We start from the raw sequence: 18693 nt of genomic DNA on the forward strand, positions 1-18693 counted from the left end.
TGTAAACCGGCACGGGGTTTGTGGCGCCGCGTGACCTACTGCTCGGCGGCCTGCAGGACGCGTACCGGATACCGCTCGCGCAGGGCCGCGAGCTGCGCCGTGAGCGCCTGATCGGCGCGGATGGTCAGCAACTGCCGGCGCAGCGCATCCCGCGCTTCGGTGTTGCTGGCCGCAGCGCCCGGGCGGCGCGCGGTGACCATGACGATCACGTAGTTGCCGTTGTCGAGTTCAACGCCGCCCTGGCCGGGCTTGTTGTCGCCCACGGCCAGCGTGAAGGCCTTCTTGAGCACGGCGTCGGCGAGGCCTTCCTTGCCCTCGCGTCCGACGTCGGTCATGTCGACGAAAGACGTGCTGTGCTTGCCCAGCTCGGTGTCGATGGCTTCGCCCGCGCGCAGTTTCGCGATCAGCGCCTCGCCGGCGTCGCGCGCCGCCGCGGCGCCCGTCTGTTGCTTCAACCGCGCCGTGATGTCGGCTTTGACCTCGTCCATCGGGCGCTGCATGGCCGGCGTGTGGTCGACCACGCGCAGCACCGCGTAGCGCCCGTCGCCCAGCTCGAACACCTCGCTGTTGTCGCCGCCGATGGCCTCGGCGCTGAAGGCGTGGCGCAGGAACTCGGGATTGGCGGCCACGCCCGCGCCGCCCCGGCGCGTGATCGGTCCGGTCTCCTGCACCGTGAGCTCCAGCGCCTCGGCGACTGGCGCGAGCGTGTCCGGGTGCTCGAACGACTGCGCGCGCAGTGTTTCGGCGGCGGCGAAGAACTGCTCCTGCGCCAGCTCGCGCTGCACGCGCTGGCGCAGCGTGTCGCGGATTTCCGCGAGCGATGGCGCGGCGGAGGGCTTGATGCCCGTCACCTCGATGAGATGAAAGCCGAACGGCGTGCGCACGGGTTCGCTTACGGTGTTGACGGGCAGCGCGAAGGCCGCTTCCTCGAATGCGGGCGTCATGCTGCCGCGCTCGAAATAGCCAAGGTCGCCACCCTGCTCGGCGGAGCCGGTATCGGCCGATTCCGTTTTGGCCAGGGCCGCGAAATCGCCACCCGCGCTCAACTGCGCGCGCAGCGCCACGGCTTTCTGGCGGGCCTGCTCCACCGCTTCCGGTGTCGCATCGGCAGGGATCCTGATCAGGATGTGCCGCGCCTGGCGCTGTTCCGCGCCGCCGAGTTCGGGCTTCAGTTCCTCGTAGCGCTTGGCGAGCATCGCGTCGTCGACGGTGATGCCGGCGGCCATGGCGTCGAGGCTGAGTTCAAGATACGCGACGCGGACCTGCTCGTCCGTCATGAACTCGGCCTTGTGGGCGTCGAAATAGGCCTTGATGGCCGCCTCGTCGGGTGGCCCCGCGGGCGTGAACTGCTGCCAATCGAGCGTCGCGAGACGCAGATCCCGCCGCTCGAACCACAGCGCCGCTAGCGCGTCGAGCTCGGCGTCAGACATGAAGGCCGAATTGGCGAGGCCGCCTTGAATCTGTTGCAGCGCGAGCGAGCGCTTGAGATCGGCCTCGAAGGCGGCCGGCGTCAGGCCCTGCCGGCGCAGCACCGACTCGTAGCGGGCCCGATCGAAACCGTTCTCCCCAGCGAACGCGTCCGCAGCCTGGATGACCGCCAGCACCGCGGCGTCGGACACCTGAAGGCGCCGCGCGTGGGCGTCCTGCGCCAGCAGCTCGCGGTTGACGAGGCCGTCCAGCACGGTGCGCCGGGTGGCCGGATCGTCCATGAGGGTAGGCGAGTAGGCGTCGCCGAGCGACTGGCGCAGGCGCTGTCCCTCCTGGCGCAGCGCCTGCTGCAGCGCGTCGACGCTGATTGCGGCATCGCCGACATGCGCGGCGTCCGCGCTGCCGCCCGGCTGCACGTAGGAGTTGACGCCCCACAGCGCGAACGGAACCACCAGCAGCAGCAGGATCAGGCTCACCAGCCAGCGCGGCGCCTTCTCGCGGATTTGTTCGAGCATGGTTGGATTTATCGAGGTGGTATTAAACGAAAAGGGCGGAGCCGGTTTCAGCCGACTCCGCCCTTCAAGGCTGGTACATGACGATTGCCAAAATGGCGGAGCGGACGGGACTTGAACCCGCGACCCCCGGCGTGACAGGCCGGTATTCTAACCAGCTGAACTACCGCTCCTTAGGTCATTCGGTGGGTGCTGAGAGGATCGAACTCCCGACATCCGCCGTGTAAAGGCGACGCTCTACCAGCTGAGCTAAGCACCCCTGCAGAGCGCGCTATTTTATGCCGTCTTTGAGGCCTTTACCAGCCTTGAATTTGGCCGTCTTGCTGGCCTTGATCTTGATGGGCTGGCCGGTGCGCGGGTTGCGGCCAGTACGGGCGCCGCGCTTGCCCACCGAGAACGTGCCAAAGCCAACCACCGTCACGGTGTCGCCTTTCTTCAGGGCACCGGTGATGGCGTCGACGGCGGAATCCAGCGCGCGCCCTGCGGCCGCCTTGGAAATTTCCGCACCGTCGGCAATGGCATCAATCAGGTCAGATTTATTCACGTGAGTCCCCCCGGGGTCGATGGTTGAGTTTGCCCTGAGCCTGCTCGGCCTTGGAAACGCGCGGAAAAGCCGCATTCCGCGTGGGCCGCCGAGTTATACCGCCCGCAAAAAACGCGTGTCAACAAGCCACTTTGCGGCCATCAGTGGGCGATGTAGGCCTCGGCCGACCCAGGGACGGATTCGGCTGGAGCGATCGGCCGGGGCAGCGGCGTCGGCAGGGCCGTGAGGGCGTTCTCGAACACCTCATCGATCCAGCGCACGGGCTGGATGTCGAGACGCTGCTTCACGTCCTCGGGGACATCCGCAAGATCCTTCTCATTGTCTTTGGGAATCAGGACCTTGGTTATTCCGCCGCGCAGCGCGGCGAGCAGCTTTTCCTTGAGGCCGCCAATCGCCAGCACCTCGCCGCGCAGCGTGATCTCGCCGGTCATTGCCACGTGCGCCTGCACCGGTGTGCCGCTGAGTGCGGAGGTCAGCGCGGTCACCATGGCAACGCCCGCGCTTGGCCCATCCTTAGGGATGGCGCCTTCCGGCACGTGCAGGTGGAAATCGTTCTGCTGGAAACTTTCCGCGGCGATGCCGAGCTGCGCCGCACGGCTGCGCACCACGGTGAGGGCAGCCTTGACCGACTCCTGCATCACCTCGCCGAGCTGCCCGGTCAGCGTGAGGCCGCCCTTGCCGGGCACGACCGCGGCCTCGACCGTCAGCAATTCGCCGCCGACTTCGGTCCAGGCAAGTCCGGTGACCTGACCCACGCGGTTTTCGGTGTCGGCGAGCCCCGGCCGGTAGCGCGGCACGCCGAGGTAATCCGCCAGATTGTCGGCGGTGACTTCGAGGGCGCCGGCGCGGGTTTTCTGCACCGCCTGGCGCACCGCCTTGCGGCACACCTTGTTGATCTCGCGCTCCAGGCTGCGCACGCCTGCCTCGCGGGTGTAGCGCTCGATGATCGAGCGCAGGGCGTCGGGCGCGAATTCGAGTTCGCCGGCCTTGAGCCCGTTGTCGGTCAGCGCCTTGGGCACCAGGTAGCGCGTCGCGATGTTGAGCTTCTCGTCTTCCGTGTAGCCGGCAAGGCGAATCACTTCCATGCGGTCGAGCAGGGGCGCCGGGATGTTGAGCGTGTTGGCGGTGGCCACGAACAGCACGTCGGACAGGTCGTAGTCGACCTCAAGGTAGTGGTCGTTGAAGGCGTGGTTCTGCTCGGGATCGAGCACTTCGAGTAGCGCAGACGCGGGGTCACCGCGAAAGTCCATCGCCATCTTGTCGACTTCGTCGAGCATGAACACGGGATTACGCGTGCCGACCTTGGCGAGGCTTTGCAGCACCTTGCCGGGCAGCGAGCCGATGTAGGTGCGCCGGTGGCCGCGAATCTCGGCCTCGTCGCGCACGCCACCCAGCGACATGCGCGCGAACTTGCGCCCGGTGGCCCTGGCGATCGAGCGCCCGAGCGAGGTCTTGCCGACACCGGGCGGGCCGACCAGGCACAGGATGGGCCCCTTCAGCTTGCGTACGCGCTGCTGCACGGCGAGGTACTCAAGAATCCGCTCCTTGACCTTTTCAAGCCCGTAGTGGTCCTGATCAAGCACCTGCTGCGCCTGGTCGAGGTCGCGCTGCACGCGGCTGCGGGTGCGCCAGGGCAGCTGCACGATCCAGTCGAGGTAATTGCGCACCACCGTCGCTTCCGCCGCCATCGGCGACATCATGCGCAGCTTGGCAAGCTCGCTGCGCGCCTTGGCCAGCACAGCCTTGGGCGGCCCCGCGGCCTCGATGCGCCGTTCAAGTTCGTCAAGATCATTGCCGCCGTCTTCGAGCTCGCCGAGTTCCTTCTGGATCGCGCGCATCTGCTCGTTGAGGTAGTACTCGCGCTGGCTCTTTTCCATCTGGCGCTTGACGCGTCCGCGCATGCGCTTTTCGACCTGCAGCAGGTCGATTTCGGATTCGAGCAAGTGCAGCAAGTGTTCGAGGCGCGCCCCGACGTCGACGATTTCGAGCAGTTCCTGTTTCTTTGACAGCCGCACCGGCAGGTGCGCGGAGATCGTGTCGGCAAGCCGCGAGGAGTCGTTGATCTCGGCGAGCGCCGTCAGGGCTTCCGGCGGAATCTTCTTGCTGCCGCGGACGTATTGCTCGAACTGTTCGAGCACGCCGCGCTGCAGGACGATGTCTTCCTTCGGGTCAACCTCGGCGGCCTGCGTGAGCGCGAGACGCGCCATGAGCCCGCCATCCTGCCGCGACCACTCCACGACGCTGGCGCGGCTGACGCCCTCGACCAGCACCTTCACGGTGCCGTCGGGCAGCTTCAGCATTTGCAGCACGTGCGCCACGGTGCCGGCGGTGTAGATGTCTTCCGGCTTCGGGTCGTCGACGCTGGCGTCCTTCTGCGCGGCGAGAAAAATCTGCTTGTCGTGGGCCTCGCTGAGGTCCAGCGCGGCAATCGATTTCTCCCGCCCCACGAACAGCGGGATCACCATGTGAGGGAACACCACCACGTCGCGCAGCGGCAGGACGGGCAGCATCGGGGAATCGGTGGTGGCGCCGCTGGCGGGGCGCTTGTGCTTACGGTCGGTCACCCGGGGTAGGCCTCGGCGGTGGGTAGGGGCGGTGCGGCACGGACCGCCCGCACCATATGCGGGCGGTGCCGGCCGAACTCAAGCCCCCGACCGGCAAGGCCGGCCGGGGTGGGCAGTCAATCGCGGGCGCCGCCCTGTTGCAGGGGCGCGTCTTCGTAGATCAGCAGCGGCTGGGCTTCCGCGCGCAGCAGGTTGTCGTCGTAGACAACTTTCTTGAGGTTACGCATCGACGGCAGCTCGAACATGATGTCCAGCAGCGCGTGTTCCAGGATGGAACGCAGGCCGCGCGCGCCGGTCTTGCGCTCCATGGCGCGATCGGCGATCGCGTCGAGCGCCTCGGGCCGCAATTCGAGGTCGACACCCTCCATCTTGAACAGCTTCTGGTACTGCTTGATCAGGGCGTTTCGGGGCTCGGTGAGGATGCGGATCAGCGACTCCCGGTTCAGCTCGCTGAGCGTCGCCACCACCGGCAGACGGCCGACGAACTCCGGAATCAGGCCGAAGCGGATCAGGTCGTGCGGCTCCACCTTGGCCAGCAGGCGGCTGGTGTCCTTCTCCTCGGCGTCGCTCTTGATGTCGGCCGAGAAACCGATGCCGCCTTTCTCCATGCGCTGCTGGACGATCTTTTCAAGACCGTTGAAGGCGCCGCCGCAGATGAACAGGATGTTGCGCGTGTCCACCTGCAGGAATTCCTGCTGCGGATGCTTGCGCCCGCCCTGCGGCGGCACCGAGGCGATGGTGCCCTCGATCAGCTTCAGCAGCGCCTGCTGCACGCCCTCGCCGGACACGTCGCGGGTGATGGACGGGTTGTCGGACTTGCGCGAAATCTTGTCGATTTCGTCGATGTAGACGATGCCGGTCTGCGCGCGCTCGGCGTCGTAGTCGCACTTCTGCAGCAGCTTCTGGATGATGTTCTCGACGTCCTCGCCGACGTAGCCGGCTTCGGTCAGCGTGGTGGCGTCGGCGATGGTGAACGGCACGTTCAGGATGCGCGCCAGCGTTTCCGCGAGCAGCGTCTTGCCGGAGCCGGTCGGGCCGACCAGCAGGATGTTGCTCTTGCTGAGTTCGACGTCGTCCTTCTGCTGCCCGGACTCCAGGCGCTTGTAGTGGTTGTAGACCGCCACTGACAGGATCTTCTTGGCCTGATCCTGGCCGATCACGTAGTCGTCGAGGTGCCGGCACAGCTCGCGCGGCGTCGGCAGGCGCTTGCGCCGCTCGTCGGCGGCCTTCTCGCCGACCTCGTCGCGGATGATGTCGTTGCAGAGCTCGACGCATTCGTCACAGACGAACACGGACGGGCCGGCGATGAGCTTGCGCACCTCGTGCTGGCTCTTGCCGCAGAACGAGCAGTACAGAAGCTTTTCGCCGTCGCTGCTGCGTCGATCGTCGTTCATATCCTCACCCTGCAAACCACTGTTCAGTTCGCTGCAAACGCCGCTGGCCACGGCGCGCCCGGGGGTCTGTCCCGGGCTGGCGAATGTATACCGCCAACCCGGTCCGCGGAAGCGGTCCCGGGCGGCTGGCCTTCCTCAGCTGCGCTTGTCGATGACCTTGTCGATCAGGTTGTATTCCAGCGCCTCGGTCGAAGACAGGAAGTTGTCGCGATCGGTGTCCTGCCGCAGCTGCTCCACCGTGCGCCCGGTGTGTCTGCACAAAATATCGTTCAGCAGGTCACGAATCTTGAGCATCTCGCGGGCGTGGATTTCGATGTCCGACGCCTGGCCGCGAAAGCCGCCGAGCGGCTGATGGATCATCACCCGCGAGTTCGGCAAAGCAAACCGCTTGCCAGCGGCGCCGGCCGCGAGCAGCACGGCGCCCATGCTGGCCGCCTGGCCGATGCACAGCGTCGACACAGCCGGTTTGACGAACTGCATCGTGTCGTAGATGGCGAGGCCTGCCGTCACCGAGCCGCCTGGCGAGTTGATGTAGAAATGAATGTCCTTGTCCGGGTTCTCGGATTCCAGGAACAGCAGCTGCGCGACCACGAGGTTCGCGATGTGGTCCTCGACCGGGCCGACCAGGAACACCACGCGCTCCTTGAGCAGGCGCGAGAAGATGTCGTAGGCGCGCTCGCCGCGGGCGGTCTGCTCGACCACCATCGGCACCAGGCCCTGGGCGAGCGGGGACGGCATGCTGGACGGGAAATCGCTCATGAACGGTGGCACTCCGTAGCGGGGCTGGCGGTAAGGGTCAGGTGGCGACGGCGGCATCGAAAGACAAGGTCTCGTCTGTGACCTGCACCTTGGACAGCACCCAGTCGACGAGTTGTTCTTCGAGCGCCATGTTTTCGACTTCCTGCAGACGCTCGGGCTGGCTGTAGTACCAGTTGACGAACATCTCCGTGTCGCCGAAACCGGCCGCCATGCGCTCGATCTCGGCGCGCACGCGCTGCGGATCGACCCTGATGCCCTCCCGCTGGGTGATTTCGGCCAGCAGCAGGCCAAGCTTTACCCGACGCGTGGCCTCGGCCTCGTAAGGGGCCATGTCGGCGTGTGGGTCGATGTTCGGGTTGCGCTCGTGGGCCTGGTGGGCGAGGTTGTGGGCCTCCCGGTGCACCAGCCCGTGGGGCAGGTCGAACTGGTGCTGATCGATCAGCAGCTCCATGACGGCTGCCTTGCGCCGGCGCCGCAGCGCTGAGGTCAGTTCCTGTTCGAGGCGCTCGCGAAGGCGCGCGCGCAGGGTGTCGAGGTTGCCGTCCTCGATGCCCATGCTCTGCGCGAACGCCTCATCCAGCGCCGGCAGCACGCTTTCCTGCACCGCCTTCACGGTCACGGCGAAGTCGGCGGCCTTGCCGGCCAGCGTGTCGCGCGGGTAGTCGGCCGGGAACGTGACCTTGACGGTGCGTGCGTCGCCGGCACTCGCGCCGACCAGCTGGTCCTCGAAGTCACCGATCAGCGTGCCGCTGCCGAGCACGATCGGCACGTCCTGCGCGCTGCCGCCCTCGAACTCGGCGCCATCGATGCTGCCGACAAAGTCGATCATCACGCGGTCATCACGCGCGGCGGGGCGCGCCACGTCCGGCCACTCGGCGCGCTGGCGACGCATGCGCTCCAGCATGGCCTCCACGTCCGCATCGGTCACGGCCGCCGTCGGCGCGTTCAGCGTCAGGCCGGCGAGGTCCGCCAGCACGATGTCCGGAAACACCTCGAAGCTCGCCGAGAAGCGCAGCGTGTCGGCGCCTTCGGCCGGTTCCGGGCGGATGTCCGGGTTGCCGGTCGGGCGCAGTTGGTGCTCGCCCAGCCCCTCGATGAACTTGCTTTGCAGCACTTCGCCGAGCACCTCGTCGCGCACGCGCGCCCCGTGCTGGCGGCGTACCACCGACAGCGGCGCCTTGCCGGGCCGAAAACCATTCACGCGCACCTGTCGCACCAGTTGATTCAGGCGCGTGGCGACTTGCTGTTCGATGTCGGTGACGGGGAGGGACAACATCAGCCGGCGCTGCAAGGCGCCGGTGCTTTCGAGGGAGGTGGTCATCGGGTGTCGGGCTTGGATGAATCGGGAAGGGAATGGTGCGAAAGGAGAGACTCGAACTCTCACGGGTTGCCCCGCTGGTACCTAAAACCAGTGCGTCTACCAGTTCCGCCACTTTCGCTGCGGGCGTCAGACACGCGCCGGGGCGGCAGTATACCCAAGCCGGCCGCGGGGTCCTTGGGGCGCGCCGGCGATGGCCCTCGTGTCACCAAACCGTCACCGAGTGGTCGTTGACTGCCTGTGGAAGAATGACGGCGAGCGCAGCGTCACTCCCCGCAGGCTCGCTCCCTCGCACTGTTCATAGTTACTACACCGGTCCCCATGTCCACGCCCGCCCTTGCCGCGCGCCCGGCGCCTGCCATGTCCGCCTTCGAGCGCTATCTCACGCTGTGGGTGTTCGCCTGCATCGTGGCCGGCATCGCGCTCGGGCAGGTGCTGCCGGGGCCGGTGCGGTGGATCGGCCGGCTCGAAGTCGCCCGCGTCAACCTGCCGGTCGGGCTGCTGATCTGGGTGATGATCATCCCGATGCTGGTGAAGGTGGATTTCGGCGCGCTGGGGCAGGTGCGCCGGCATGTGCGCGGCATCGGCGTGACCTTGTTCGTGAACTGGCTGGTCAAGCCGTTCTCGATGGCGCTGCTGGCGTGGCTGTTCATCCGGCAGTTGTTCGCGCCGTATCTGCCGGCCGGCCAGATCGACAGCTACATCGCGGGCCTCATCCTGCTGGCGGCGGCGCCGTGCACGGCCATGGTGTTCGTGTGGAGTCGGCTCACGAACGGCGATCCGCTGTTCACGCTGTCGCAGGTGGCGCTCAACGACACCATCATGGTGTTCGCCTTCGCGCCATTGGTCGGCCTGCTGCTCGGCATCTCGGCCATCCAGGTGCCCTGGGACACGTTGCTCACGTCGGTGGTGCTGTACATCGTGATCCCGGTGATCCTGGCGCAGTGGTGGCGCCGCACGCTGCTGCGGCGCGGGCAGGGCGCCTTCGATGCCGCCATGCAGCGCATCGGGCCGTGGTCCACGGCGGCGTTGCTCGCGACGCTGGTGCTGCTGTTCGCGTTTCAGGGTGAGGCCATCCTGCGCCAGCCGCTGGTGATTGCGCTGCTGGCGGTGCCGATCCTGATCCAGGTGTTCTTCAACTCGGCGTTGGCGTACGGCCTCAACCGGTGGCTTGGCGAGCAGCACCCCGTGGCGTGCCCGTCGGCGCTGATCGGGGCGTCGAATTTCTTCGAACTCGCGGTCGCCACCGCCATCAGCCTGTTCGGCTTCGAGTCCGGCGCCGCGCTCGCCACCGTGGTCGGCGTGCTGATCGAGGTGCCGGTGATGCTGCTGGTCGTGCGCGTGGTGAACCGCAGCCGGGCCTGGTACGAGCAGCGGGTGGTCTGAGGCCCGGCCGGCTACGCGGGTGGGGCTGACAGCGCCAGCGTCGCCTGCCAGGCCGGACGGGCGGCCAGGCGGTCGAGGTAGCGGTGCACCGTGCCGGGCAGGGCGAAGCCCGCCTCGTGCAGCACCGCCAGGTGCGGCAGCATCACCAGGTCCGCCAGCGTGTAGCGGCCGAGCAGGTAGTCGTTGCCGCCGAGCGCCTCGGCCAGGATTTCGAGATTCCGCGCGATGGTGGCGCGCAGCGCAGCGACGGCCTGCGCATCGCGGGCGGCGTCCGGCTTGGCGAGTTCCGCCACCAGCCGCTGGCGCGGCGGGTTGAAGGTGGCTGGCTGCCACAGCAGCCACTTGTATACGCGGGCCCGTTCGTCGAGCGCCTGCGGCAACAGGTTGCCCTGCGGGTATTTCTCGGCCAGATACAGCAGGATGGCCGACGACTCCCACAGCGTGAGCGCGCCGTCCACCAGCGTAGGCACCACGCCGTTCGGGTTGATGCGCAGGTAGTCCGGCGCGCGTTGCCCGCCGGCGGCAAGGTCGACCACCACGAAGTCGTAATCGACGCCGAGTTCCGCCAGGCACAGGCGCACCTTGCGCGTGTTGCCGGAGCGCCAGTAGCCGTAGAGCTGCATGGTCGAGCCTCCTTTTGCGACTAGGCGCGAGTCACGCGTCCGCCAGCAGCAGCAGCGGGTCTTCCACCGCCGCCAGGATGGGCTGCATGAAGCGCAGCGCCGTCACGCCGTCGATCAGCCGGTGGTCGTAGGACAGCACCAGGTTCAGGCGGCGCTGGATCTCGATGCGGCTGTCGTCCACCACCACCGGTTCGCTGCGCACCCGGCCCATGCCCAGGATGGCGACCTGCGGCGGGTTGATGATGGGCGTGCCGAAGATGTCCTGCCCGCCGTGGCTGCCCCAATTGCTGAGCGTGAACGTGGCGCCGCGCAGTTCGTCCGGACCCAGGCGCCGTTCGCGGGCACGGGCGGCCAGATTCTCGATGGCGTTCGACAGCTCGACCACGCTCAGCCGGTCGGCATCGCGGATCACCGGCACCACGAGGCCGCCGTCCGTGTAGGCCGCGAAACCGATGTGGTAGTAGTGCTTTTCGATCACTTCCAGCGTGTCGTCGTCGAGGCTGGCGTTGAACTGCGGCATGGCCTTCAGCGCAGGGATCAGCGCCTTGATCAGCAGTGCGACGAACGACACGCGCGTGCCGGTGTGGGCCGACAGGCGCTTGCGCGCCGCCTCGAAGGCAGCGGCGTTCACCGCAAAGCCGGTGGTTGCCTGCGGCACGCGGGCGGCACGGCTCATGCTGTCGTACATGGCCTTGGCAATGCCGGTCAGGCGCCAGCGTTTCTCGCCGCCGGCCGGGGCGGGGGAGGGCGCCGACGCGGCGCGGCGCGCGGCGGCGTCGATGTCCTGCCGCAGCACGCGGCCCTTGGGGCCGCTGCCGGCGACGGTGCCGAGGTCCACGCCGTGTTCGCGCGCGTAGCGGCGGGTGCTGGGTGCGGCGCGCACGGGGCCGGTCGGCGCGGGCGGTGGTTCGGGCGCGACCTGTGGGGCGGCGGGCGGGGCAGCCGGTTTCGGTGCGGGCGCAGGCGCGGCGTGCTTCTCGCCCGAGAACTGCTGCACCGGCGGCCGCTCGGCGTCGAACACGGCGAGAATCTCGCCGACCCTGATGGTCTGCCCGACCTGCGCCCCCAGTTGCTCGACCCGGCCGCTGCACGGCGCCGGAATCTCCACCGTCGCCTTGTCGGTCTCGATCTCGCACAGCACCTGGTCCTCGCGCACCTCCTGGCCGGGCGCCACGTGCCAGGTCAGCAGTTCGGACTCGGTGATGCCTTCGCCGACGTCCGGCAGGCGGAATTCGAATCGCATCGCGTTCTCCTCAGAACTTGTATTGCAGCACCGACTCGATGCCGTGCCGAACGCGCCGCGCGTCGGGCAGGTAGAAGTCCTCGGTCTGGTTTTCCGGGAACTGCACGTCGAACGCCGTCACCCGCCGCACCGGCGCCTTCAGGCAATCGAACACGTGCTCGGTGACCAGCGCCGACAGTTCGGCGCCCAGGCCCAGCGTGCGCCGCGCCTCGTGCACGATCACGCAGCGCCCGGTGCGGCGCACCGAGTCGAGAACGGTGGTCACGTCGAGCGGTGCGAGCACGCGCAGATCGATCAGCTCGGCGTCGACTTCCATCTCGTCGATGGCCTGCTGCGCCACGTGCACCATGGCGCCCCAGGCCAGCACCGTGACCTCGCGCCCCGCGCGCACCACGCGCGCCTGGTCGAGCGGCAGCACGTAGGGCGCGTCCGGCACCGGCTCGCGAAACGCCCGGTACAGCCGGCTGTGTTCCAGGAACACCACCGGGTCGTCGCAGCGGATGGAGGCGGCCAGCAGGCCCTTGGCCTCGGCCGGCGTGCTCGGGCACACCACGCGCACGCCAGGCGTGTGGATGAGGTACGACTCGGTCGATTCCGAGTGGAACTGCAAGGGCTTGATGCCGCCACCGAACGGCGTGCGGATGGTCATCGGCACCGAGAACTGGCCGCCCGAGCGCTCGCGCACGTTCGACATCAGGCACACGAACTGCCCGAACGCGTTGTACAGGAACCCGAGGAACTGGATTTCCACCACCGGCCGCTCGCCGCGCATGGCCATGCCGACGGCGGCGCCGATGAGGCCGTTTTCCGACAGCGGCGTGTCGATGACGCGCTCGCCGCCGAAGGTGTCGTACAGACCCTCGGTGGCGCGGAACACGCCGCCGATGGGGCCGATGTCGTAGCCCATCACGCGCACGGCGGGATCGCGGGCGAGTTCGCCCTGCAGCGCGGCGTTCACCGCCTGCACCAGGTTGAGATCAGTCGTTGCGCCGCTCACGACAGGGCCTCCGGGTCGATCACGGTGTAGGGGTTGGCGCCGTTGATCTCGGCCGCGAGCTCCCGCTGCTGCAAGCGCAGGTGCCAGCCGGGGTCGCCGAACAACTGGCTGTCGAACATGGTCATCGGGTCCGAGCGCGGAATCGGCAGCGCGCGCGCCGCGGCGGCCTGCACTTCGGCCAGGCACTCCGCCTCGTACTGCTCGCGCAGCGCGTCCGTGTAGAGGCCGCGGGCGGCGAGATACGCCTCGAAGCGCGGGCGCGGGTCGAACTGCTTCCAGTGTTCGGCGAGCGCCTGGTCGCGGTACACCTCGGCGCTGTCGGACGTGTTGTGGTCCACCACGCGGTAGGTGACGGCCTCGATCAGCGTCGGCCCGCCGCCGCTGCGCGCGCGGTCCACCGCCTCGCGGGTCTTCTGGTACATGGCGAGCACGTCGTTGCCGTCCACCCGCTCGCCGGGCAGGCCGTGCGCCAGCGCCTTGTGGGCAAAGGTGGGCGCCGCGTGCTGGCGGTGCGCGGGGGTCGAGATGGCCCACTGGTTGTTGTGCACCACCACCACCAGCGGCGCCTTGAACACGGCGGCGAAGTTCAGCGCATCGTGGAAGTCGCCCTCGCTGGTGGAGCCCTCGCCGGTGAAGGCCAGCGTCACGATGTCGCGGCCGTTGAATTTGTCCGCCATGGCCGAGCCGGCGGCGTTCAATACATTCGTGCCGAGGATCACGCCGTACGGGGTGAAGGTGACGCCGGGCGGTGTTTCGAGCGGCAAATGCTCGGCGACCGTCTCGGGCGCGCCGCCGCGCAGGATGGCGAGCGTGCGGTCCATGGGCACGCCCCAGTACAGGTGCGCCGCGAACTGCCGGTAGGACGGAAAGCACCAGTCGCCCTCACGCAGCGCCGCCGCGGCGCCAAGACCCACCGCCTCCTCGTACATCGACTGCGCGGTCACGCTGAGCTCGCCGCGCCGCTGCATGCGGATGGTGTGCGTCTCGTAGGCGCGCGTCAGCACCAGTGTGCGGTACAGGCGCAGCAGGGTTTCATCGTCGAGGTCCGGTGCTTCGCCGCTAAGGCGGCCGTCCGGTTCCAGAATGCGAAAAAAATCCTCGTCCGGGGCCTGCTCGGCCCACTTGTGCTGTCCCATCGCTGCCTCCTCGACCGCCGGCCCGTGCGACCGGCCGGCCTATAATGCCATCGAGCTTCTGCGGCGCCCGCGCCGCGTCACTCCAAGGACAACACATGATCGACTCGCCGCTGCTGCCGCACCTTGACGCCTACATCGACGGCCGCTGGACGCGGCCCACGTCCGGCAAGACCTTCAAGGTCATCAACCCGGCGACGGGCGATCACCTGGCCGACGTCGCCTCGCTGGCGCGGGACGAAGTCACCGCCGCCATCGAGGCCGCGAAAAAGGCGCTGCGCACGCCGTCGAGCTTCGAGCAGCGCCACGCCTGGCTTACCGGCATTGCGCAGGCGCTGCGCGAGCACCGCGAGGAAATCGGCCGCATCCTGTGCCTCGAACACGGCAAGACGTGGAAGGAAGGCGCCGGCGAGGCCGACTACGCGGCCGGCTTTTTCGCCTACTGCGCCGAGCATCTGGATTTGCTCAAGCCGCGCACGCTCAACGAAAAGCCCCGCGGCTGCACCTGGACCGTGCAGTACCGCCCGGCCGGCGTGGTGGGCCTGATCGTGCCGTGGAATTTCCCGATCGGCATGATCGCCAAGAAGCTGTCCGCCGCCATCGCGGCGGATTGCGCCAGCATCGTCAAGCCCGCCTCCAAGACGCCGCTGACCATGCTGGCGCTGTTCACGCTGCTCGATCAGGTCGTCAAGCTGCCGGCCGGGCGGGCGAATCTCGTGATGGGCTCCGCCGGCATGATCGGCGACACGCTGCTCGGCCACCCCGACGTGGCGGTGGTGAGCTTTACCGGCTCGACCGAAGTCGGCCGCGAGCTGATCGAGAAGAGCGCGCCGCAGGTCAAGCGCCTCACGCTGGAGCTCGGCGGCAACGCGCCGTTCATCGTGTTCGAGGACGCCGACCTCGACCACGCGGCCGACCAGCTGATGCTGAGCAAGTTCCGCGGCAACGGCCAGACCTGTGTGTGCGCCAACCGCGTGTACGTGCAGCGTTCGGTGGCGGACGCCTACCTCGAAAAAGTGGTCGAGCGGGTCAAAAAGCTCAAGCTCGGCAACGGCATGGACCCCGACACCGACATCGGCCCGCTGGTGGACCGCGCCGGTTACGAGAAGGTGCGCCAGCACGTGGAAGACGCCGTGGCCAAGGGAGCGAAGCTGCTGATCGGCGGCGGTGGCAAGCCGCTCGACGCCGAGTGGGGCGGCTTTCACGCCCCGACCGTGGTGCGCGGCGTGACGCGCGACATGGCCTGCTGGCGCGAGGAGACCTTCGGCCCGCTGGTGCCGGCGGCGGAGTTCGACAGCGAATCGGACGTGCTGGAGCAGGCCAACGACACGGAGTTCGGCCTCGCCGCCTACGTGTTCACGCGCGACGAGGCGCGCGCCCAGCGCGTCATCGCCGGCTTGCAGTTCCAGCACGTCGGCTGGAACACCGGCTCCGGGCCGACGCCGGAGGCGCCGTTCGGCGGCATCAAGCAGTCCGGCTTCGGCCGCGAGGGCGGCGCCGAGGGCATCTACGAGTTCGCCGAGGCGCAGACGGTGCCGCGCGGCGCCTGATTACCGCTTGAGCCAGCGCAGCGCGGGCCAGCACCGCGCTGCACAAACGGAAAAACGCCAGTGATGGCGTTTTTCCGTTTGTGAATCAGTTATCTCTCGCCCCGGCGCGCACCCAGGCTTCGATCAGGTCGAGCTCGTCCTTCGCCAGCCCGTTGCCGCCGGTGTCGGCGTTGAACGGCATCGGCGCGCCGCTGCCTCCGGCCTTCAGGTGCGTGCCGCGCAGCTTGTGGATGAGGTAGCTGCGTTCCGGGGTGCCGGGCGCGATGCGCGGCAATTTGGACTGTGTGCTGGGTACGCCCACGGTGGCGGCGTGCGTCTCGCCGGCCTCCAGCATCAGGCCGCCCTGTTGCGATTCGTACAAATGGCAGGCCACGCAGTGGCGGTCGAGGATGGGTTGCACGTCCCGGGCGAGGCTCACCTCGCCGGCGGTGACACCGCTCATCCACAGCGCACTGCCCAGCAGCGCGGCCACCCGCCGGCGAGTACCGATCACAGTGCGCGGGGCTGCGCGGTTGCCGCCGCGCTGCCGGCGAGTTGCCCGAACACCACGGCCGGGCCGATGGTGCCGCCGCCGCCCCAGTAGGCGCCGCCGGTGGGGCTGGCGATGCAATTGCCGGCGCCGTACAGGCCGTCGATGGGCGCGTTGTCGGCGCGCAATACCTGCCCGCGCGGGTCGATCACCGGCCCGCCCTTGCTGTCGATGGCGCCCGCCACCAGCAGCGCGGCGAAATACGGACCCTGTGCCGACAGCGGGTGCAGGGTCGGGTTTGGGTACTCGCTCGGAATCACCGGCAGGTTGCCGAAGTAGTTCCAGGCGATGTCGGCGGCCGCGGCACCGCGCGCGAAGTCCTCGTCCACGCCGCGGCGGGCGAAGTCGTTGTAGCGCGACACGGTGGCCGCGATGCGCGTGGCAAAGTCGGGCGCCAGGCGCAGCTCGCCGATCTGCGGGCGCAGTTTTTCGAGCCGCGCCGCGATGGCCGCCGTCAGCGACGGCCAGTCGTCGCCAGCGATGACGTGCCCCGGCAGCGGGCCGTCGGCCTTCTGGATGCCCATCACGCCACCGCGATGCTGCACAGTGCGCGCGTCCCAGATCATGAGCGTCACGCGCTGCGGGTAGTCGCCCGTGACGGCATCCCAGGCGAAGTGCGCCCGTGGCCGGCTGCCGGGGTGGTTCTTCTCGTTCGCGTAGCGCGCGCCGGACAGGTTCACCGCCAGGCTGCTGTCGCCCGGGACCACCCACACGCCGGTCGGCGCGTCGGAGCTGGCGAGTGTTTCCTCCAGCAGCAGTTCCATCCACCAGCCGTGTTGCAGGTTGCCGAGCGCGGCCCCGGCGTGGGCGCCGAGACGCAGAAAATCGCCCTGGTTGGTGGGCGCGCCGCAGCCGCCGTAGACCGGGCCGAGCAGATGGCGGGCGCGCAGTTGCGGGTTGTGAATGTAGCCGCCGGTCGCGAACACCACGCCGCGCCGGGCGCCGATGCGCAGCCGCTGCCCGCGGTGCTCGCAGGTCACGCCGATCACGCCGCCGGTGCTGTCCTGCACGAGGTCACTGACAGCGTGGCGGGTCAGGATCGGGATCGACCGCGCCGCCGCCGCGGCCTGGAACAGCTCGATCAGGTCGACGCCCACGCCGCCGCCGTTCAGGTAATAGAACCGGCCTTCACGTTGGGCTTTCGGCTTGCACACCATGCCGCGGCCGCGCGGGGCGCGGTTCTCGGGCAGTTCCGCGTAGTTGTCCGGGAACGGGCTGCGGTCGTAGTCGATGAACGGCAGGTAGTCGACGATGCCAAGCTCGGTCAGCCGATCCACGGTCGGCGCGGCATGGTCGTAAAACGTCTCCAGCAACGCGTATTCGAGCTCGCCGCTACCAAACAGCGCCGCCTGTGGCCGGTAGCGGTCCGGGTAGCTCATGCGCACGGCGAGGCGCAGAAAATCCTCGCGCGGATCGGCCACGCCGGCCGCGCGCAGGAAGCGGTTGTTCGGGATGTAGTGCACGCCGCCCGAGCGCAGCGTGGTGCCGCCCGCCACCGGGCCTTTTTCCAGCACCAGTACGTCGGCGCCGGCTTCCCTGGCGAACAGCGCGGCGCTGAAGCCGGCCGCGCCGGAGCCGACCACCACCACGTCCGCCACGCGCGAGAAGTCGGCATCCGCACCGCTCGCCGCCACAGGCAGGGCGCCAAGGCCGGCCGCCACCAGCCCGCCGCCGGTGGCGAGCACGAAGCCGCGGCGGGCGGGATCGGCGACGTCCTGGTCGTGTTTGCTCATGCGCGTGCCCCGTTGAGATCAAAACCACGCCCTGCCGCCAGGTTGGCCGCGGTGCGCATGGCCGCGAGCATGCTCTTGTGCTGCGCGATGCCCTTGCCGGCGATGTCGTAGGCGCTGCCGTGCGGGATGGACAGGTGCACGTACGGCAGGCCGATGTAGATGGAGCAGGCGCCCTCGAACACGGCGGTCTTGACGGCGATCTGCCCCTGGTCGTGGTACATGGAAACGACCGCGTCGTGCTTGCCCTCGATGCACTGGCGAAACACCGCGTCGGGCGACACCGGACCGTGGGCGTCGATGCCGTCCGCGCGCGCTTGCTCCACGGCCGGCGCAATCTGCTCGCGATCCTCCGGCCCCATGGCGTGCGGGTTCAGCCCGGCCACGGCGATGCGTGGCTTGCGGAGCCCAAAGTTTTCGAGCGTGCTGGCCAGCACGCGCAGCAGCGTGAGCACGTTCGCCTGCGTCACCGTGGCCGGCACGTCGCGCATCAGCACGTGCTCGGCGATCGGCACCACGCGCAGGCCGTCGCCGACGCGCAGCAGCCAGGTGCCGGCCGGTTGCAGGTCGTCGAGTTCCTTGAGTCGGCCGGTCAGGCGCAGCGCGGTGCTGTCGATGGGCGCCATGATGGTGGCCTGCACGGCGCCGGCCCGGCCGAGGCGCTCGGCGGTGTCGAGCCAGTGCAGCACCGCCTGACCGCAGGCCGCCGAAGCGCGACTGAACACGATCTCGGCGGGGTCGAGCGGATAGTCGTCCAGCACGTCGACGATACCCGGCTCGAAGCGCGCCGCGTCGATATGGGCCACCGCCCGCAGCGCGATGTCGATGCCGCAGGCGGCGCGGGTCCTGTCGAGCGCTGCGAGGCTGCCGATCAGCAGCGGCCGTCCGTCGCGCGGCAGGGCCGGGTCGGCGAGCGACTTCAGCACCACCTCCGGCCCGACGCCGCAGGGATCGCCGATGACCGTGGCGACGATTGGTGACAT

Annotated in this window: 15 protein-coding genes and 3 tRNA genes; 2 read left to right on the plus strand and 16 right to left on the minus strand. The window is 68.6% G+C overall.

Annotated features, from left to right (window positions below):
- Positions 1–35 precede the first annotated feature (35 nt).
- The 9 genes from AB7F93_RS11275 to AB7F93_RS11315 form a co-directional block, all read right to left on the minus strand.
- Positions 36–1943 carry a SurA N-terminal domain-containing protein gene (locus tag AB7F93_RS11275; RefSeq protein ID WP_428303009.1) on the minus strand — a complete coding sequence of 636 codons (1908 nt, stop codon included), beginning with the start codon at positions 1941–1943 and terminating at the stop codon, positions 36–38.
- A 93-nt stretch (positions 1944–2036) separates the two neighbouring features.
- Positions 2037–2113 (minus strand) — tRNA-Asp (locus AB7F93_RS11280).
- Between the two features lie 13 nt (positions 2114–2126).
- A tRNA-Val gene (locus AB7F93_RS11285) sits at positions 2127–2199 on the minus strand.
- 12 nt (positions 2200–2211) lie between these two features.
- Positions 2212–2484 carry an HU family DNA-binding protein gene (locus AB7F93_RS11290; protein ID WP_428303010.1) on the minus strand — a complete coding sequence of 91 codons (273 nt, stop codon included), beginning with the start codon at positions 2482–2484 and terminating at the stop codon, positions 2212–2214.
- A gap of 140 nt (positions 2485–2624) precedes the next feature.
- A complete protein-coding gene (lon, locus tag AB7F93_RS11295; RefSeq protein WP_428303011.1) occupies positions 2625–4994 on the minus strand; it encodes an endopeptidase La in 2370 nt (789 codons plus the stop codon).
- A 170-nt stretch (positions 4995–5164) separates the two neighbouring features.
- Entirely contained in the window at positions 5165–6442 is a 1278-nt protein-coding gene (gene clpX, locus AB7F93_RS11300) for an ATP-dependent Clp protease ATP-binding subunit ClpX (RefSeq protein ID WP_428303012.1), read from the minus strand.
- Positions 6443–6577: 135 nt separating this feature from the next.
- The gene (gene clpP, locus AB7F93_RS11305; RefSeq protein ID WP_428303013.1) at positions 6578–7201 is read right to left on the minus strand and encodes an ATP-dependent Clp endopeptidase proteolytic subunit ClpP; all 624 of its coding nucleotides are present in this window, start codon (positions 7199–7201) and stop codon (positions 6578–6580) included.
- 37 nt (positions 7202–7238) lie between these two features.
- Complete coding sequence (gene tig, locus AB7F93_RS11310; RefSeq protein WP_428303014.1) at positions 7239–8522, minus strand: trigger factor; 1284 nt, start codon at positions 8520–8522, stop codon at positions 7239–7241.
- A gap of 33 nt (positions 8523–8555) precedes the next feature.
- Positions 8556–8640: transfer RNA gene (locus AB7F93_RS11315), tRNA-Leu, on the minus strand.
- Positions 8641–8840: 200 nt separating this feature from the next.
- Here AB7F93_RS11315 and arsB point away from each other — a divergent pair.
- Entirely contained in the window at positions 8841–9905 is a 1065-nt protein-coding gene (arsB, locus tag AB7F93_RS11320) for an ACR3 family arsenite efflux transporter (RefSeq protein ID WP_428303015.1), read from the plus strand.
- An 11-nt stretch (positions 9906–9916) separates the two neighbouring features.
- On the opposite strand, the gene AB7F93_RS11325 is transcribed toward arsB, so the two are convergent.
- From AB7F93_RS11325 to AB7F93_RS11340, 4 genes are read right to left on the minus strand one after another with little or no spacing between them, the layout of a single operon-like run.
- Positions 9917–10528, minus strand: a complete 612-nt coding sequence (locus AB7F93_RS11325) for a glutathione S-transferase family protein (RefSeq protein ID WP_428303016.1) — start codon at positions 10526–10528, stop codon at positions 9917–9919.
- A gap of 31 nt (positions 10529–10559) precedes the next feature.
- The gene (locus AB7F93_RS11330) at positions 10560–11771 is read right to left on the minus strand and encodes a dihydrolipoamide acetyltransferase family protein (RefSeq protein WP_428303017.1); all 1212 of its coding nucleotides are present in this window, start codon (positions 11769–11771) and stop codon (positions 10560–10562) included.
- A gap of 10 nt (positions 11772–11781) precedes the next feature.
- Positions 11782–12768: an alpha-ketoacid dehydrogenase subunit beta gene (locus AB7F93_RS11335; protein ID WP_428303018.1), complete on the minus strand. Its 987-nt coding sequence runs from the start codon at positions 12766–12768 to the stop codon at positions 11782–11784.
- On the minus strand, positions 12765–13904 hold the full coding sequence (locus AB7F93_RS11340; protein WP_428303019.1) for a thiamine pyrophosphate-dependent enzyme: 1140 nt from the start codon (positions 13902–13904) through the stop codon (positions 12765–12767). The genes AB7F93_RS11335 and AB7F93_RS11340 overlap by 4 nt, the downstream gene beginning before the upstream one ends.
- Positions 13905–13999: 95 nt before the next feature.
- Here AB7F93_RS11340 and AB7F93_RS11345 point away from each other — a divergent pair, with 95 nt between their 5' ends.
- A complete protein-coding gene (locus tag AB7F93_RS11345; RefSeq protein WP_428303020.1) occupies positions 14000–15451 on the plus strand; it encodes an NAD-dependent succinate-semialdehyde dehydrogenase in 1452 nt (483 codons plus the stop codon).
- Between the two features lie 85 nt (positions 15452–15536).
- On the opposite strand, the gene AB7F93_RS11350 is transcribed toward AB7F93_RS11345, so the two are convergent.
- From AB7F93_RS11350 to AB7F93_RS11360, 3 genes are read right to left on the minus strand one after another with little or no spacing between them, the layout of a single operon-like run.
- The gene (locus AB7F93_RS11350; protein ID WP_428303021.1) at positions 15537–15923 is read right to left on the minus strand and encodes a hypothetical protein; all 387 of its coding nucleotides are present in this window, start codon (positions 15921–15923) and stop codon (positions 15537–15539) included.
- Between the two features lie 17 nt (positions 15924–15940).
- A complete protein-coding gene (locus AB7F93_RS11355) occupies positions 15941–17713 on the minus strand; it encodes an FAD-dependent oxidoreductase (protein ID WP_428303022.1) in 1773 nt (590 codons plus the stop codon).
- Positions 17710–18693, minus strand: a complete 984-nt coding sequence (locus AB7F93_RS11360; protein WP_428303023.1) for a PdxA family dehydrogenase — start codon at positions 18691–18693, stop codon at positions 17710–17712. The genes AB7F93_RS11355 and AB7F93_RS11360 overlap by 4 nt, the downstream gene beginning before the upstream one ends.

It is taken from the genome of Immundisolibacter sp. (assembly GCF_050250495.1).
Taxonomy (GTDB): domain Bacteria; phylum Pseudomonadota; class Gammaproteobacteria; order Immundisolibacterales; family Immundisolibacteraceae; genus Immundisolibacter.

What these genes read in the sequence shown, in the direction of transcription:
- AB7F93_RS11275 (WP_428303009.1), bottom strand. Translation starts at nt 1,943, where the DNA reads ATGCTCGAACAAATCCGCGAGAAGGCGCCGCGCTGGCTGGTGAGCCTG.
- lon (WP_428303011.1), bottom strand. Translation starts at nt 4,994, where the DNA reads ATGCTGCCCGTCCTGCCGCTGCGCGACGTGGTGGTGTTCCCTCACATG.
- clpX (WP_428303012.1), bottom strand. Translation starts at nt 6,442, where the DNA reads ATGAACGACGATCGACGCAGCAGCGACGGCGAAAAGCTTCTGTACTGC.
- clpP (WP_428303013.1), bottom strand. Translation starts at nt 7,201, where the DNA reads ATGAGCGATTTCCCGTCCAGCATGCCGTCCCCGCTCGCCCAGGGCCTG.
- tig (WP_428303014.1), bottom strand. Translation starts at nt 8,522, where the DNA reads ATGACCACCTCCCTCGAAAGCACCGGCGCCTTGCAGCGCCGGCTGATG.
- arsB (WP_428303015.1), top strand. Translation starts at nt 8,841, where the DNA reads ATGTCCACGCCCGCCCTTGCCGCGCGCCCGGCGCCTGCCATGTCCGCC.
- AB7F93_RS11325 (WP_428303016.1), bottom strand. Translation starts at nt 10,528, where the DNA reads ATGCAGCTCTACGGCTACTGGCGCTCCGGCAACACGCGCAAGGTGCGC.
- AB7F93_RS11330 (WP_428303017.1), bottom strand. Translation starts at nt 11,771, where the DNA reads ATGCGATTCGAATTCCGCCTGCCGGACGTCGGCGAAGGCATCACCGAG.
- AB7F93_RS11340 (WP_428303019.1), bottom strand. Translation starts at nt 13,904, where the DNA reads ATGGGACAGCACAAGTGGGCCGAGCAGGCCCCGGACGAGGATTTTTTT.
- AB7F93_RS11345 (WP_428303020.1), top strand. Translation starts at nt 14,000, where the DNA reads ATGATCGACTCGCCGCTGCTGCCGCACCTTGACGCCTACATCGACGGC.
- AB7F93_RS11355 (WP_428303022.1), bottom strand. Translation starts at nt 17,713, where the DNA reads ATGAGCAAACACGACCAGGACGTCGCCGATCCCGCCCGCCGCGGCTTC.
- AB7F93_RS11360 (WP_428303023.1), bottom strand. Translation starts at nt 18,693, where the DNA reads ATGTCACCAATCGTCGCCACGGTCATCGGCGATCCCTGCGGCGTCGGG.